General features: G+C 69.1%; 10 protein-coding genes. 4 read left to right on the top strand and 6 right to left on the bottom strand.

What is annotated here, in order from left to right:
- Positions 1 to 2 precede the first annotated feature (2 nt).
- Positions 3 to 5,027, top strand: a complete 5,025-nt coding sequence (locus ACFYML_RS03530) for a glycosyl hydrolase 115 family protein (RefSeq protein WP_387419083.1) — start codon at positions 3 to 5, stop codon at positions 5,025 to 5,027.
- 149 nt (positions 5,028 to 5,176) lie between these two features.
- On the opposite strand, the gene ACFYML_RS03525 is transcribed toward ACFYML_RS03530, so the two are convergent.
- From ACFYML_RS03525 to ACFYML_RS03515, 3 genes are all read right to left on the bottom strand, one after another.
- Positions 5,177 to 5,539 carry a hypothetical protein gene (locus tag ACFYML_RS03525; RefSeq protein WP_387419082.1) on the bottom strand — a complete coding sequence of 121 codons (363 nt, stop codon included), beginning with the start codon at positions 5,537 to 5,539 and terminating at the stop codon, positions 5,177 to 5,179.
- A gap of 65 nt (positions 5,540 to 5,604) precedes the next feature.
- Positions 5,605 to 5,961: a maleylpyruvate isomerase N-terminal domain-containing protein gene (locus tag ACFYML_RS03520; protein ID WP_387419081.1), complete on the bottom strand. Its 357-nt coding sequence runs from the start codon at positions 5,959 to 5,961 to the stop codon at positions 5,605 to 5,607.
- 27 nt (positions 5,962 to 5,988) lie between these two features.
- A complete protein-coding gene (locus tag ACFYML_RS03515; RefSeq protein WP_387419080.1) occupies positions 5,989 to 6,858 on the bottom strand; it encodes a LysR substrate-binding domain-containing protein in 870 nt (289 codons plus the stop codon).
- A gap of 126 nt (positions 6,859 to 6,984) precedes the next feature.
- Between ACFYML_RS03515 and ACFYML_RS03510 the strand changes: the two genes are divergently transcribed.
- Entirely contained in the window at positions 6,985 to 8,289 is a 1,305-nt protein-coding gene (locus tag ACFYML_RS03510; RefSeq protein ID WP_387419079.1) for an MFS transporter, read from the top strand.
- Positions 8,290 to 8,578: 289 nt separating this feature from the next.
- Here the strand turns inward: ACFYML_RS03510 and ACFYML_RS03505 are convergent, their stop codons facing one another.
- Together ACFYML_RS03505 and eda are read right to left on the bottom strand one after the other, a co-directional pair.
- Positions 8,579 to 9,682 (bottom strand): sugar kinase, encoded by a 1,104-nt coding sequence (locus ACFYML_RS03505; RefSeq protein ID WP_387419078.1) that lies wholly within the window; start codon positions 9,680 to 9,682, stop codon positions 8,579 to 8,581.
- Positions 9,683 to 9,691: 9 nt separating this feature from the next.
- Positions 9,692 to 10,309 (bottom strand): bifunctional 4-hydroxy-2-oxoglutarate aldolase/2-dehydro-3-deoxy-phosphogluconate aldolase, encoded by a 618-nt coding sequence (gene eda / locus ACFYML_RS03500; RefSeq protein WP_387419077.1) that lies wholly within the window; start codon positions 10,307 to 10,309, stop codon positions 9,692 to 9,694.
- Positions 10,310 to 10,413: 104 nt separating this feature from the next.
- On the opposite strand from eda, the gene ACFYML_RS03495 reads away from it, so the two are divergent.
- Positions 10,414 to 11,211, top strand: a complete 798-nt coding sequence (locus tag ACFYML_RS03495) for an IclR family transcriptional regulator (RefSeq protein WP_387419076.1) — start codon at positions 10,414 to 10,416, stop codon at positions 11,209 to 11,211.
- Positions 11,212 to 11,316: 105 nt separating this feature from the next.
- On the opposite strand, the gene ACFYML_RS03490 is transcribed toward ACFYML_RS03495, so the two are convergent.
- Complete coding sequence (locus tag ACFYML_RS03490) at positions 11,317 to 15,054, bottom strand: hypothetical protein (RefSeq protein WP_387419075.1); 3,738 nt, start codon at positions 15,052 to 15,054, stop codon at positions 11,317 to 11,319.
- Here ACFYML_RS03490 and ACFYML_RS03485 point away from each other — a divergent pair.
- On the top strand, positions 14,990 to 15,988 hold the full coding sequence (locus ACFYML_RS03485) for a LacI family DNA-binding transcriptional regulator (RefSeq protein ID WP_387419074.1): 999 nt from the start codon (positions 14,990 to 14,992) through the stop codon (positions 15,986 to 15,988). The two genes, ACFYML_RS03490 and ACFYML_RS03485, sit on opposite strands and share 65 nt — an antisense overlap.
- The last annotated feature ends 98 nt before the right edge of the window (positions 15,989 to 16,086 follow it).

Below are 16,086 nucleotides of genomic sequence, written 5' to 3'. Positions count from 1 at the left end.
CAATGGCAATTCTGGCAACACCTTGCAGAAGTTGTCACCTGGTTCCTAGGTTGCGACCGTGCCGGCCGCACGGTGACCGTGTCGGACGAGAGGAGCGAGGGATGTCGCAGCCCGGGCTAAGAGGTCGAGGTGTGCAACACGGCAAGCGCAGTCGGGCCAGGCGATGGTTCGCGGCTGTCGTGACCGGCGTTGTGCTGGCCGCGTCCCTGACGTCGGTGGGGGTGGCGCCGGCGCACGCATCGTCGGGTGACTTCACCATCTTCAACGGTCACACGACCTCACCGATCCTGATCGACCCGTCCTACGGCGGCGACCACGCCGACCGGGACTACACGCAGGTGCGCCGCGCGGTTCAGGACCTGCGCCAGGACGTCGCCATGGTGACCGGGGCGATCGATCCCGGTGAGGTGCAGAGCCTGTTCGTCGACGACGAGTCGGCCAAGGAAGCGCGGTTGGCGAAGGCCGACCAGAGCAAGCTGCCGGCCCTGCTGACCCAGGCCGCGGGTCAGCAGAACGCGATCATCGTCGGCCAGATCGGTCAGAGCTGGCTGATCGACGAGATCGTCGCAGCCGGCAAGTTCGACGAGGCCGCCGGGATCAAGGGCAAGTGGGAGGCGTACGCGACCAAGACCGTCAAGAACCCGGTCCCCGGGGTCGACAACGCACTGGTGATCGCGGGCAGCGATGCCCGCGGGACGATCTACGGGGTCTACTCGATCTCCGAGGAGATCGGCGTCTCGCCGTGGTACTGGTACAGCGACGTGCCGGTCAAGCAGCGCGACGACATCGACGTCAGAGGTAAGACCCGGGTCGACGACGGGCCGGACGTCAAGTACCGCGGATTCTTCATCAACGATGAGGAACGCACCGTCGCGTGGGCGAAGAGGAAGTTCCCCACCGGCAACGGCACGCCTGATGTCAACTTCTACCGGCATGTCTTCGAGCTGATGCTGCGGCTGAGGCTGAACACGCTGTGGCCGGCGATGCACCTGGCCTCGAGGGCGTTCAACGCGGTCACCGACACCGGGACGTACGACACGGGGACGCCGATCAACGCTCGCGAGGCGGCAGCGTTCGGTGTGGTCGCGTCCTCGTCTCACGCGGAGCTGATGCTGCGCAACAACGAGGGCGAGTGGCGACAGTGGTACGACCGCAACAAGGACGCGCTCCACATCAAGGGCGCGGACGCCGTGGCCGCCTTCGACTATTCGATCAACAAGCCCGCGATCCTGGAGTACTGGCGCCAGCGGGTGGTCGCCAACGCCGACTTCGAGAACATCCTTGCCCTGGGTATCCGCGGCGTGCACGACAGCGATCCGGTGTTCACACCCGGTAACCCGTACGGGTTCAAGGACAAGGTCGAGATGGAGGCCGACGTCATTCGCGAGCAGCGCACGCTGATCGCAGCGGTCTACGGCAGCGCCGACGCGGTGCCGCAGGTGTTCATCCCCTACAAGGAGATGAACGACCTCTACAACGCCGGGCTGAAGGACCACATCCCCGCCGACGTGACCCTGATGTGGGCCGAGGACAACCAGGGCTATCTGCGCCAGGTGCCCACGCGGACAGAAGCCGCCCGGTCCGGCGGGAACGGCGTCTACTACCACATCTCCTACTGGGGCGAGCCGAAGAGCTACCTGTGGCTGAACTCGACGCCGATGTCCCTGATGGTGCAGCAGCTGCGTCGGGCGTGGAACTCCGGTGCGGGGCGCTACTGGATCCTCAACGTCGGGGACATCAAGCCCGGCGAGATCAAGCTCGACCTGTTCGCCAAGCTCGCGTGGGACGTCGAGGGCTACGACGACACGAACATCGGCAGCAGGTTCCTCACCGAGCACGTGCAGCGAGACTTCCGGCTGAGGGGCAACAACGCCGCCGTGGTCGCCGACGCGCTGAAAAGGTTCGACGCGCTCGAGAACACCAAGCGCGCCGAGTTCTGGGGGGAGATCAACTCCTCCAACGCGAACTCAGGCAGGATCCACGCCGGTCAGGTCTTCCCGTTCAGCGCCACCTCGGACGGGGATGAACTCCAGCGCTACATCAACGAGTCCAATGAGCTGGTGAGGATTCTCGAGGGCGTCTCCGCGAAGCTCGACCCGCGCTATCGCTCCGCGTTCTATCAGCAGGTGCTCCACCGGGTCCGGTCCTACCGCAACATGGCGGAGCAGATCGGCTACTACTGGAAGAACCAGCTCGCCGCCGCCCAAGGCCGCTACGCCAGCGCGGGCAGCTACGAGCTGCTCTCGAAGCAGGCCCGTGAGCGCATCCTCGCCGACGAGGACTACTGGAACACGATCAGCGACGGCAAGTGGGACCACGCCATCGGCCACAGCCATCCCGAAGGCTTTCCGAACGAGGGCGCCATCATGCTCACCAACGACCGGTATGCCCGGGTGGCCGCACCGACCGATGCGGTGGGCGCCGCCGCCGAGGGGAGCAAGGAGCCCGGGCGCGGCACGCTGACGTTCAACTCGGCGGCGCCCGATGACAAGCGGTTCTTCGACGTGTTCTCCCGCGACGACGTCGCCAAGCCGCAGGAGTGGATCGCCGAGGCGGACGCTGCGTGGATCACCCTGTCTCAGCGCTCAGGCACGACCGCGACAGAGCACCGAGTGACGGTGACGGTCGCCAAGGACCACCCGGCCACGACGGGAACGATCCGGGTCTTCAACGCCGCCGACGGCGCCAAGGCCGGCGACCCGGTCGCGACGTTCACGGTCGACGCGAAGCGGGCCGCCGTGGACCTGCGCCGGGTCGCCGAGCCGGCGCACCTGGAGGCCAACGGATACGTGGCCCTCGAGGCCGAGCACTTCTCCGAGAACGTGCCCGGCGCCGACGGGAGCCGGTGGGCCCCCCTTGAAGGCGTGGGCCAGCGCGGGGCATCGATGGGCAGCTTCCCGGAGATCGCGCCCCGGGTCGACTCCGGCTTCGAGACGACCGCCCGCCTGAGATACCGGGTCCACTTCACCTCCACCGGGAGGTTCACCGGGACCTTCTACCGAATTCCGACGCTGAACGAAGGCACCGAGGACAACGGCACGCCGCGCACCGCGCGCACGGCCGTCGGGCTCGACAACCAGGTCCCCAGCCTGCTGCGCGGCAACTCCGTCGCCGGTACGAGCACCAGCCCCTGGGGATTCAACATCATGCACGGGATCGAACCCCTGACCTTCACCGTCGAGGTGACCACGCCGGGCTGGCACGACCTGATGGTCTACCGCTCGGACACCGCGATCCTCTTCGACCGGATCATCATCGAGACTCGCGACGGCGCCGTCGGCGACGGCCTGGTCGGCCCGCCCGAGAGCCCGAACAACATCGCCGCACCCCAGGCGGCGACCGTGGCGGCACTTCCCGGCGTGATGCCGCAGCTTCGCCGGCTGCCCGCGATCGAGACGTCGGTGGGCCGGACGAGCAGGGTCGAGGGTGTGGCGGGCGTGGTGGCCGCGGAGTCGGACAACGAGACCGCCGTGTCGGTCGCGGTGAAGGACGGTGCGGTGAGCATCACCGGACGCAGGGCCGGGCGAGCCGAGGTCTCCATCACCGCCGGTGGCGGCGAGGCCTGGGTGCTGACCGTCGCGGTGCGGCGGGCGGACGGTGCGCCGGTCGGCCCGTACCTGGAGCAGGACGGCCTGGTCGTCCTTGACGCGGCCGACGCGGTCGAGAACAGTACCTCCGCCCATGCGACCGACAGCAACAACGGCACGCACGGCTGGGCGCTGGCTCGTAACGGCCTGCAGGTCGTCCCGCCGGCCGACGCCAGCGCGAAGGCGCAGTGGCTGGCCACCTCCGCGGCCCAGGCCGAGGCGTTGTTCAAGGCCGGCCCGACGCAGAAGGTCAACGGGAGCTCCGCGCCAGGAGCACCACCGCAGCTCGACTTCACCGTCGACATCCAGACCGGCGGCACGTACTACCTCTTCGTGAACTCGAGCCACCCCAACGCCGACGCCGACTCCTACCACCTTGTCGTCGACGGGCAATGGAGATACCAGTCGGGCAAGAGCGCACCGGAGACCGGGTTCGAGACCTGGTACGGCAGCATGAGCGTCACGGGTGCCGCGCTGGCGCTCAAGCCGGGCGAACACACCATCACGCTCGCGCCTCGCGAGGCCGGGATCGTGCTCAACCAGATCGCCCTGACCACGAACAGCACGCCGGGCTTCTCCGGATTCCTCACGCCCAGCGGCCGGGGCCACCGGCTGCCGGCGATCCAGGCGTCGGTGGGCCGGACGAGCACGGTCGAGGGCGTGGCGGCCGCGGTGGCCGCGAAGTCGGACAACCAGACCGCCGCCACGGCCGCCGTCCAGGACGGCGAGGCCAGGATCACCGGGCACAGGGCCGGGACGGCCAAGGTCTCCATCACCGACGGCCGTGGTGAGACCTGGGTGGTGCCTGTCACGGTGAGCAGAGGAGAAGGTGCGCCGACCGGCCCGTACCTGGAGCAGGACGGCCTGGTGGTCATCGATCCGGCGGACGCGCTGGAGAAGAGCGCTTCCGCCCGTGCGACCGACAGCAACAACGGGACGCACGGCTGGGCGTTGGCTCGTAACGGCCTGCAGGTCGTTCCGCCGGCCGACGCCGGCGCGAAGGCGCAGTGGCTGGCCACCTCTGCGGCCCAGGCCGAGGCGTTGTTCAAGGCCGGCCCGACGCAGAAGGTCAACGGGAGCTCCGCGCCAGGAGCACCACCGCGGCTCGACCTCACCGTCGACATCCAGACCGGTGGCACGTACTACCTGTTCGTCAACTCGAGCAACCCCAACGCCGACGCCGACTCCTACCACGTGCTCGTCGACGGGCAATGGCGATACCAGTCGAACAAGTCCGGGCCGGAGACCGGGTTCGAAACCTGGTACGGCAGCACCAGCGTCGCTGCGGCCGCATTGGCGCTCAAGCCCGGTGAGCACACGATCACGCTGGCACCTCGCGAGGCGGGGCTGGTGCTCAACCAGATCGCCCTGACCACGAACGACACACCCGGCCTCACCGGCTTCCAGGCCCCCAGCGGCCGGAGAACGAGCGCTTCATGACGCTCTGACATCGAGCAGAGCACCATTATCCTGCCCCCGCTACCAACCGAAACGGCCGGACCTTCCAGGTCCGGCCGTCTCGTCAGGTACGGAGTGCTACTCGGCGCCCGACCAAGATGGTCCCGCTGGGCGGCGTCGTGCGTCGCGCCTCAGCCCACGCCGCAGTTGTTGTTGCGCGCCGGCTGCGTCAGCTTCTCCTGGCTGCCGAACTTCGCGTAGACCCGCAGATAGCACGGCAGATCGACGTCGCCGTAGTAGCTCGTGACCGTGTTGTCGTAGTGAGTGGTGCCGCTCTGCGCGACCTGCCAGGTGCCGCTGTCGCCCGACTGCACTTCCCAGTAGACGTCGCCGGAGCAGCCCTCCAAGCCTCGTGCCCAGGAGATGATGTTGGCGCCGTTGTAGATCTCGGATTGCACCAGGGTGCAGGTCGCCGCCTGTGCCGGAGCGGCGCCGGCGAACAGCCCGGCCGTCAGCAGCGCCCCCGCGCCGAGCGCTGACATCAGCTTGCGCATGGTCCATACCTCCCAGGTGGACGGTGGATCTTCCATCGGAGGGTATCTGTTTCCGAAAACAAGCTTCAAGGCCGACCAGCAAATCCGGCGGAAACCTTCACACGAAGTTGTCGTTCCGCCCGTGCTCGCCGGCCCGTCGGTTCCAGCGGATCTGGATATTGGACGGCCGAGATCGCGTCAACGCCGTGAATGGTCGTCTCATGGGCCTGGCGCCGCGCCCAGGATCGACGGGGCGCCGGAGCGTCCCTGAGGAACACCATCGCCGGGGCGTCGTCCGCCGTCGTGCACAAGGTCTCGACCAAGGCGGCGAGGCCGTCGTAGTACCAGCGGACCAGATCGGCGGAGACCCTGCCCCTCGGCTTGTGATGCGGACGTGTCGTGGCCGGGCAGGTTAGCCGCCGCCCAAGGATGCACTGGTGCACGGGTTGCCCTCGGGACCGTGGTGGTGCTCAGTCCGGTGCGGGGGTCAACGGCATGCTGCGGGACAAGATTGCGGATGTGAGCGCGGTGGTGGCCTGCTCGGGAGCGTGAGGATTGGTCAGCAGTACCAGGTCGAGAGCGGGCAGTACTGGGAGCCCGGTCGAGGCGGGTAGCTCGACGAGGTCCGAGGGCAGAAGGGATCGTGCGAACACCGCGATGCCCAGTCCGGCCCTGACTGCGGCGAGGACTCCGTTGACCCCTCGAGCCACGCAGGTGATCCGGTAACGCATACCTGCCGCCTCAAGAGCCTCGACGCTCATCGATCTGCTCAGGCTCGGGCTCTGGTAGGCCACCAGTGGTACCGGCTGCGCCAGCACCGGACTGGCCTCTGCTGCGGCCCAGACCCACTGATCGCGGCGGACCAGCTGGCCCTGATTCGCGGCTGGCACGCCCGCACTCCGCTTCACGAAGGCCATGTCGAGGTGGCCTGACTCGATGCGACGCAACAAGGCGTCGTTCTGCAGCACGGTGAGCTCGAGGCCAATTCGCGGGTTGAGTTGCCGGAAGTTGCGGAGAATTCGTGGCAGGGGTGTCAGGGCGAGGTCGTCGGTGACACCGAACCTCAACCGGCCGGCGAGGGTCGGACCGGTGAAGTGTTCGACGGCGCGTTCGTGGGCGGCGAGGATGTCGCGGGCCAACGGGACCAGCGCCTCTCCATCAGCCGTCAGCGTCACGCTGCGGGTGTCGCGGACGAACAGTGCGCGGCCGACTTGCTCCTCGAGTCGGCGAATGTGCTGGCTCACCGTGGGCTGGCTGAGTCCCAACCTTCGTCCGGCTGCAGTGAAGCTCAGCCCCTCGGCGACGCCGAGGAACGTGCGCAGCAGCTCCGGGTCATACACCGGTTCCTCCCCGAGGTCCTCTCAGAGTCATTACTGAACCCAATCGGAGTTATCGCAGCGATTGGATCCAAGTATATGTCGTCGCGGGGGAGGATCGGACGAACCGACGCCTCTCAGAAGGACCCCATGAGCACCGCGGAGCCCGCCCCTCCCGCCACCACCCCAGCTCGCTATCCCCGCGCCTTCGCCTCCATGGAGAACCGCACCTTTCGCATGCTGCTGGTTGGATGGCTCGCTGCCGGAACCGGCTACTGGATGCAGTTACTCGCCCAGAACTGGCTCGTCCTCACACTGACCAACAGCCCCTCCGCAGTAGGCCTCGTGACAGCCGCCCAGTTGCTCCCGACGCTCCTGCTCGGTCTGCACGGCGGCGCGATCGCCGACACCTTCCCGTGCCGTCGGATCGTGCTCGTCACCAACAGCGCGAAATGTGTGCTAGCGGCGGCGTTCGCCATGCTCACCGCCAGCGGCCATGTGGAGGTATGGGAAGTCACCTGCCTCGCGATTGCACTCGGCGTGGTCTACGCCATCGACAGCCCAGCCCGCCATTCGTTCCTCACCGAAACCGTTCAAGCCAGCCACCTGCGCAACGCAATCAGCCTCGTCTCGCTGGCCTTCCAACTCGGCGCGATGATCGGCCCCGCACTGGGTGGCGTTCTCATGGTCACCTTCGGCACGGACTATGCCTTCGGCGCCGCCGCCATCGCCTACGTGGTCCCCGCCACCGTTGCAGCACGGCTGCCAAGTGCGACCAGTCGGACCCACGTCAGTGCAGCACCACGGACTGGAGTCCGCGAGGGACTCCGCTACGCGATTCGCACGCCGACCGTGTTGTGGCCATCACTGATCGTGGGATCGTTCGGGTTCTTCATGGTCAACCTGCCGGCCACGCTAACGACGTTCGCGAAAGACGAGTTCGACTCCGGACCCACAGGGGTAGCACTGCTCAGCATCTCCCTGGCGGCCGGCTCACTTCTCGGTGCCCTCCTCACCGCCCGTCGAACACGCCCGCTTCGCCTGCGCACCATCGCGGGCTCCGCGATGCTGCTCGCCCTGGCACTCCTCCTGGCAGCGGCCGCGCACACCCAGACCATCCTGGCCTTGCTCCTCACTGCCGTCGGAGCGACCTACCTCGCCCTGCTCACCTCAGCACAATCCCTAGTACAACTGACCACCACCGACACGCTCCGCGGCCGCGTGATCGGCACCCACCTGTTCGTCTTCCTCGGCAGCGGATGTGCAGGCGGGCCTGCACTAGGCCTCCTCACCGAGCACCTCGGCGCCCGAGCCACCCTGCTGCTCGCAAGCGCCATTCCCGCCCTGATCACCACCATCATCGCCCACCACCTAGCCCGCCTCGCCAACCTGCGAGTCGGCCTGACAACCATCTCCGTACAACTACAGCGCCCCACGCTCGTCCCTCGCAGTTAGGCGAGAACCTCGGCCGCCGATCGGCTGGTAGCCTCCGTCACCGCGGTCCGCGAGCGCGCCGACACCACGCCGATCGTGCTCGCCCGCAGTGTCCTCACCGCCGGTCGGATCTTCCCGGACGCGGTCCGCCGGCGACTCACCCGCCGATGGCCGGCGCTGGTGCTTGTCGCGGTGCCGGGCGAGGTCGGGGCCGCCTGGCTGGCCGCGCGTACGGCGTGTCATCGCCGACCGGCTCGGCGAGGCCGACGGTCGTCGCTGTCAGCGGCACTGGGCGGTCCGGCCATCTGGGTCAACGCTGGACGCGGGCGCCGGTCCCTCGGATGAGCGCCTCCACCTCCTTGTGGCTGGCCATCGAGGTGTCGCCCGGTGTGGTCATGGCCAGTGCGCCGTGGGCCGCGCCGTACTCCATCGCAGTGGCCAGGTCACCGAGCTCCAGCAGGCCGTAGATCAGACCGGAGGCGAAGCTGTCGCCGCCGCCCACCCGGTCCATGATTTCCAGGCCGGGGCGGTGGGTCGCCTCGACGAAGCCGGTGTCGGCGGACCAGGCGATGGCCCCCCAGTCGTTGATGGTGGCGGTGCGCACGGTTCGCAGGGTGGTGGCGACGACCCGGAAGTTGTCGTAGTCCTTGGTGACGTCTTCGATCATCTGCTGGAAGTTGGCCACCTTCAGCTCGGACAGGCTCTCGTCGGTGTCGGGCACCGCAAAGCCCAGACTGGCGGTGAAGTCCTCCTCGTTGCCGATCATCACGTCGACGTGCCGAGCGAGCCGCCGATTGACTTCCTGGGCGCGGGTCTGCCCGCCGATCGCCTTCCAGAGGCTGGGCCGGTAGTTCAGGTCGTACGAGATGATCGTCCCGTGCCGGCGTGCGGCGGTCATCGCCGCTTCGATGGTGTCCGGGGCGGTCTGCGACAGCGCGGCGTAGATGCCGCCGGTGTGCAGCCACCGCACCCCGAGCTCGCCGAACAGGTGGTCCCAGTCGACGTCGTCCGGTCGCAGTTGGCTGGCGGCGGTGTGGCCGCGGTCGGAGGTGCCGACGGCGCCCCGTAGGCCGAACCCGCGCTCGGTGAAGTTGAGCCCGTTACGCACGGCGCGGCCGACGCCGTCGTAGGGCATCCAGCTGATGAAGGAGGTGTCCACTCCGCCCTGCAGGATCAGGTCCTCGATCAGTCGGCCCACCTCGTTGTCGGCGAGCGCGGTGACGATGGCGGTACGTAGCCCGAAGCAGCGGCGCAGTCCGCGGGCGACGTTGTACTCGCCGCCGCCTTCCCAAGTGCGGAAGGTGCGGGTGGTGCGGACCCGCGCCTCGCCCGGGTCGAGACGGAGCATGACCTCACCGAGGGAGACCAGGTCGTGGCGGCACTGCTCAGCGGGGCGTAGGTCGAACGGCGGCATGGCTCCTCGTCAGCATTCCCGGGCGGCGAACACGGCCGCGGCGGTCAGGTCGGTGATCTCGTCCCATCTGCCGGCGGTGATCAGGTCGGGGGCGACCATCCAGGTGCCGCCGACCGCGAGGACGGCGGGCTGGGTGAGGTAGTCGCGCAGGTTTGCGGGGTTCACGCCGCCGGTCGGGATGAAGCGCACCGAGCGGAAGGGCGCTGCCAGGGCTTTGATCATCGCTACTCCGCCGAGCTGTTCGGCGGGGAAGAACTTCACCGTGTCGAGGCCCGCGTCGAGTGCCATCTGTATCTCGGTCGCTGACGCGACGCCCGGGAAGATGGGGATGCCCAGCGCCTGGCAGTGGTGGACGACGGCAGGACTGAATCCGGGGCTGACGACGAACCGGGCCCCGGCTTCGACGGCCCGGTCGACCTGGGCTGTGGTCAGCACGGTGCCGGCTCCGACGAGAAGGTCGGGGTTGCCGGACAGGGCGCCGATGGCGTCGGTGGCCGCGTCGGTGCGGAAGGTCACCTCCACACTCCGGGCGCCGCCAGCGATCAGCGCGGCTCCCAAGGGGGCGGCGGCCCGGGCGTCGTGGAGGACGACAACCGGAAGGATCCGGCCGGCGGCGATGGCCTCCACGGCCCTCGAGCCCCTCGGCGTTTGTTCACGAGGATGAATATCGGTCATGTATGTGACCCTAGCGATGCCGCGCCCCATGTCAATGCCGCTACAGTGGCGGCGTGATGTCGGGGGAGAGGTTCCAACCGGTCAAGTCGGCCGACCGCACGCTGGAGGTGCTGGAAGCCCTGGCCGCTTCCGGGCATCGGCGGTCGCTGGTCGACCTGGCGCGGTCGCTGGACATTCCCAAGAGCAGCCTGCACGGCATCCTGCGGACGATGATGCAGCGCGGCTGGGTCGAGGCCGACGAAACCGGAACCCGATTCGGGCTGGGTGTGCGTGCGCTCCAGGTCGGCGCCGCCTACCTGGAGACCGACGACACGGTGAGCCTGCTGGCCGGTGTGCTCGACGATCTGTCCCAGCAGTTCGGCGAGACCGTGCACCTCGGCCGCCTCGACGGCCCGAACGTCGTCTACATGGCCAAACGGGAATCGGTGCATCCGTTGCGGCTCTACAGCGCGATCGGCCGGCGGTTGCCGGCGCACGCCACCGCGTTGGGCAAGGTGCTGCTCGCCGAGCGCACCGACGAGGCCGTTCGCGGGTTGCTGAGCTGGCCGCTGGCGGCCCTGACCCCGGACACGATCACCGACCCCGATGCCCTGTACGAGGATTTGGCGGCCACCCGCGAGCGTGGCTACGCGATCGACAACCAGGAGAACACCGAGGGCCTGGCGTGCTTCGCGGTGGCGGCACCCCTGCACAGCCCGGCCGTCGACGCGGTGAGCCTGTCCATCCCGATCGCGCGGCTCGGCCCCGGACTCGAGGAGCGGATCGCCGGGGCGCTGAGCCGCTCGGTCAGCCAGGTGCGCGCGGCACGCGGCCTGCTCTCGGACCGCCCTCCCTCGCCCGCCACCGCGATGTAGCGGGCCCGGGGCGAGCCGTGCCGCGGCCAGCCGGCTGGCTTGTGACTGTGTTGAAGGGTGACGGCGGAGAGGGGCGGCCTCTCCGCCGTCGTCCGGGTGGCTCGGTCAGGGGCAGTGGATCGGCGGGTAGGGCACCTGCCGCACCTGGTAGGACGGCTGGCCGCTCGCGGCGACGACCGAAGCATCCACGGTCACCTTCCCGGCGGGAAGCGATACCGACCCGGTGGGAAAGGTCTCGGAGACCCGCGTACCGGGCGGCACATCGCGGAACTCCTTGCGACCCCATGGAGTGGTGATGCGGACAGCGGCTGCCAGCAGCTCCCGGTTCGTCACGTCGACCGCGACGGCGCCACCGGACGCAAGGCACACCGTACGCGCCTGTGTCGACAGGTCCACCTCGTCACCGCCGGGAGGCATGAGCCGCAGGGCGTGGAACAGGCTCGGATCCTTCGTTTCGGCGACACCCTTGCCCCAGGTGCTCCAGCCGCGGCGGCCCGACCCGTCATTCTCGTTGATCGCGATGGTGGCGGCCATGATGCGATTGGCCGGGTCGACCCCGAGCGCCGTCCACGTCGCTGCCAGCTCGTAGGTGGTCGTCTTCGTCTTCTCGTCCCGTTTCACCATGGTCGCGATGCCGTCCGTCCCGCCACTGACGGGTAGCCATCGGGTGAGGTCGACCGGTCCCGCGTCGGTCAGGGCGGTGCCGACCTCGCCGACGGGGCGCCCACTTTCGCCCGGCCAGCCGGGGGACGACCCGAGTTGGAGACTGTCGCCCTGCCAGATGGCCGCATCTCTCGCGGGCTGTGCCTGGACGTCGTCGACGATCTGCGCGGTGAGGTAGAGCCGACTGTCGTCGTGTGTGATCCACAGGCTTCCGCTGAGGTCCTGCGGGCCCTTCCATCCGGTGATCACCTGTTCGTCCTTGCCCAGCGTCTGGGCCGGGAGCTTCTCCAGGGCGCGGTCCACCACGCCGTCGATCTTCACCGGCTGGTACGGGACGTCCACCCCCACCGAACTCGCCGCCACGACGACGCCGCTCGCGGTGTCGGTCGCCGGTCCGGAGACGGTCGCCGACCACGCACCGAAGGCGGTGAGCGGAACATCCTGTACGGCCGTGGCTCCGCCTGCCACCTGCGCATCGGCCAGCGCTGTTCCCCTCGAACCGCCGACGGTCCAGGTGACGCCGTCGAGGCGTACCGCGTGCGTGCTGCGATTGAGAACCTTGAGCCGCAGCACGTCCGTGCCGGCAGCGCTCAGCGCGTGCTCACCGGTCAGCTGCAATGCGGGAACGACCTGCGCGGCGGCGGTGAGGACGCCGATCGCGTGACCTCCCTCCCGTACGACCGCGGTCCAGGTGCGCTGCCCCACCTGAGCGGGTGCGAGCGCCGCCGCGACGTCCTGCGTCGCCCCGGCGGGCACGGTCGCCTGCGTGGTCAGCCCGTCGGAGACGAGCGAGAGGGTGCGGGCCGCCGTCCCCGGGTTGGCGATGTGCCAGGTGGCATCCGGCGCGCTTGCACCGACGGCACCCGTGACGGCCAGCGAGAACGGCGAGGTGGTCGCCACCTGGCCCAGTGCGCCTTGCAGATAGATCGGCTCCGCACCCACGGAGACGTGTACCCGTCCGTCGGCGTCTGGCTCAAGGACAGTGGTGCCGCCGTAGAGGTTGGTGACCGTTACCGCGCCGGTCGCCTGGACGCTCCACGTCTGCGGCGTCAGTGCCCACAGCGCCTGCATCCGCGTGTCGGCGGATTCGCCCGTACGCGGGCCGAACTCGACTCCGTAGCGGCCGGTGCCGAGCGACATGACCGCGCGTACGGGGCGCTCCGCCGTCTGGCGAGTGAGCACGCCCGCGGCGGTGAATGCGGGCTTGGGGACGTACGCACCACGAGCGTCGACCTCGTTGCGGATCATCCCGAAGTTGTGCTCGGCATCGGCCGGGTTCGTGCCGTCGTCCTTGAAGTCGTAGACGGTGTAGCGCCCGATCCCGTCGCCGAGGCCCAGGAGTTGGGCGCGCGCGAGGTTGCGTGCCTGTACGCCGGGCGCTACGCCGGGTGGGTTCTGCGTCGTGTACCAGCCGTGCTCGGTGAACCAGATCGGCATGTCGGGGTGCCCCGCCGCGGCGAACTTCTGCCGCAGGATCGCCACGTGGGTCCGGAACGCCTCCGGCTCGGCGGTGAAGTTGTACGGGTGGGTCGAGAACGCGTCGATGTGGTCGAGGCCGCCGGCGGCGATGAAGCCGTCGAGCCAGCCCTGCCAGTCGTTCATTGGCGCGAGGGCAGGCCCGGCCAGTGTCGCGTCCGGATGCGTCGCCTTCACCTTCGTGGCCGTCGCGGCGAGCAGCGCGACGTAGTTCTGCGGCGTCGCCCCCGCGGGTCCGGTCACGTCGCGGATGTTCCACTCGTTCCACACCTCGTACGCCGCGCGCGCGGTGCCGAAGTGATCGACGGAGGCCTGGGCGTACCCGGCGAAACCGGCTCGCCCTTCATCGGTCGCGGGCGCCTCTCCCTGGTGGTAGAGCGCGTTGCCGTAGTCGAGGACCTGCAGGAAGTCCACGCTGTTCGCGCGTAGCGCCGCATTGGCGTTCTCCACGCGCGCGGGGAAGGCGTACGTGCCTTTGACCCGTTCGACCTCCGACCAGTACGCCTCGTCGCGAGCGAAGCCGAGACCAGCCTTCCCGAGCAAGGGTGCGGAGGCCGTCGGCCACCTCCCGCCGTAGTGGGTCGCGGCACCGATGCGCCGTTCCCGCAGCGTGGTCGCGGGCAACACCGAGACGTCCGTGCCGCCGTTGACGGTGGTGCCATCGGGCTGGACGGCGGCGATGTCAACCGTGTACCAGCCGGTCCCCAGGGTGCCGAGGGAGATGGTGTTCCCGAGCTGCGCCGGGGTGCCGGAGCCGGCGGCGACGACGGCCCCGGACGCGTCCCGCGCCGACCAACTGAGGGAGGTTGCGGCCGTGTCGACGCCGAACGAGACGGTGTCGCCGGTGGTGAAGGCGTTGCCGAGCGTGGTCGGCCTGACGGCGAGCGGGGGTGGCGGTCCCTGGGCGATGACGTCGTCGACGTCGAGCGCCACGGCGGGGCCGGGAGAGATGCGGAACGCGTCGATCAGCAGCGAGATCTGCGTCAGCGGCCCGTGCCACACACCGTCGTTGGCGCCGCCCCAGTGAACGTACTGAGCTCCACCCGCGAAGGTGGTGACCGACAGCTTCTGCCACTGCGTGCCGGGGGAGAGCGTGAGGGTCTGCTGGTGCGCCTGCCCGGTGCTGTCGACGAGGCGCAGGACCAGGCCGGTCAGCTGGGCGCTGCGTACCGAGAGGTCGAGTCTTCGCAGGTCGACCGACGGGACGGCGCGCGCCATCTCGACCGTTCCGCTCGGCGCGTTGGCCTGGACACGGGCGGACGCGGTGCCACCGGCGGGGGTGTCGGTGGTGGTCGTGAGCGTCGCTGTGGCGCCGCCCGTCGTCACCGGGAACCACGGATCGGTGCCGTGTTCGAAGTCGCCGATCACGACGGGCCCGGTGTCGGCGGCGGCGGGCTGTGGGGCGGACAGCAGCACCATGACGGCGGCGAGGGAGGCCAGCAGTGCGAGCGCTCGGCGGGAGAGCGCCTTTTCGGAAAGCGGAGAGATCGTCCTGGGCATGAGCGCTCCTCGATGAGGCGTCGGATGATCGCGATCGGGGGACGGGGAGGCTTTGCGGTGCGAAATCGGTTTCGCAGTTCGGCATTTTTCGCCGGGCGGTCGGACTCTGTCAATGCCTTCGCGCCGGTATGCTCTCGGCATGCCGTCGAACCGCAACGTCCGGTTGAGCGACATCGCGGCGATCGCCGGGGTGTCGCTCTCCACCGCGTCCAAGGCCCTGAACGGGGGCGATCGGATCTCGGCGGAGACCCGGGCGCGCGTGCGTGAGGTCGCGGAGCGGCTCGATTTTCAGCCGAACGCGCTGGCGCGCTCCTTCGCGCTCGGGCGCAGCCGGACCATCGGGGTCCTGACCTACCGCGCGGCCAGTACCTTCGCAGGTCCGGTTCTCATCGGCGCGGTGCTGCAGCTCGGCGAGCTGCAGCAGGCGTCTCTCGTGTTCGACGAGGACCTGCTCGTGCCGCGTCAGATGACCAAGAGCATCCGGGCGCTCCAGGCGCGCCGCATCGACGGTCTTCTCGTCGTCGGGGACGGTCACGAACGCGTGTCGCCCTCGGTGACGCATCATTTCGGCGTACCCGTGACGTACGCGTTCGCGGCGTCGGACCAGCGCGAGGATGTCGTCTACCTGCCTGACAACGAGGGCGCGGGCCGCGTCGCGACGCGGCACCTGGTGGAGCGTGGTCGTACGCGTATCGCCCACATCACGGGCAGTCGGGACAGCATCGCCGTGCGCCTGCGTGAGCGCGGAATGCGTACGGAACTGGAGGCTGCCGGGCTGAAGCAGGCCGGCGACACCCGGCACGGATCCTGGTCTCACGGATGGGGTGCGGAGGCGATGTCCGACCTGCTCGATTCCGGTGCCGAGATCGACGCCGTGTTCTGCGGCAACGACCATATCGGCCTGGGCGTGCTTGAGGTCTGCGCCGCGCGCGGCCTCCGGGTGCCCGCGGACATCGCGGTCGTCGGCGTCGACAACTGGGAAGGCATCGTCCTGGACCAGGGCATCCGTCGGCTCACCACCGTCGATCTGGAGCTGCAGCGGCTCGGTCGGCTCGCCGCCGCCGATGTCCTTTCTCCCGAGCGGGCGCCCGGCGAGCACCTCGTGGCGCCGACCCTGGTGCGCGGTCCTTCCTCCTGACGGCACGGCCTTTACCGCACAGCGTTCCTGACCGCACGGCAGTCCTGATGGGACTGCCGTGCCTCGGCGTGCGCCGGAGCGGGCCGTCGACATCCGTG

The organism is Micromonospora sp. NPDC007230, assembly GCF_042869115.1.
GTDB lineage: Bacteria > Actinomycetota > Actinomycetes > Mycobacteriales > Micromonosporaceae > Micromonospora.
The sequence above is the reverse complement of the archived record's forward strand: the minus strand, read 5'-3'. Positions and strand labels throughout refer to the sequence as shown.

Excerpts from the sequence above, each read along its gene's own strand:
- ACFYML_RS03530 (WP_387419083.1), top strand. The coding sequence starts at position 3 with ATGGCAATTCTGGCAACACCTTGCAGAAGTTGTCACCTGGTTCCTAGG.
- ACFYML_RS03525 (WP_387419082.1), bottom strand. The coding sequence starts at position 5,539 with ATGCGCAAGCTGATGTCAGCGCTCGGCGCGGGGGCGCTGCTGACGGCC.
- ACFYML_RS03510 (WP_387419079.1), top strand. The coding sequence starts at position 6,985 with ATGAGCACCGCGGAGCCCGCCCCTCCCGCCACCACCCCAGCTCGCTAT.
- ACFYML_RS03505 (WP_387419078.1), bottom strand. The coding sequence starts at position 9,682 with ATGCCGCCGTTCGACCTACGCCCCGCTGAGCAGTGCCGCCACGACCTG.
- ACFYML_RS03495 (WP_387419076.1), top strand. The coding sequence starts at position 10,414 with ATGTCGGGGGAGAGGTTCCAACCGGTCAAGTCGGCCGACCGCACGCTG.
- ACFYML_RS03485 (WP_387419074.1), top strand. The coding sequence starts at position 14,990 with ATGCCGTCGAACCGCAACGTCCGGTTGAGCGACATCGCGGCGATCGCC.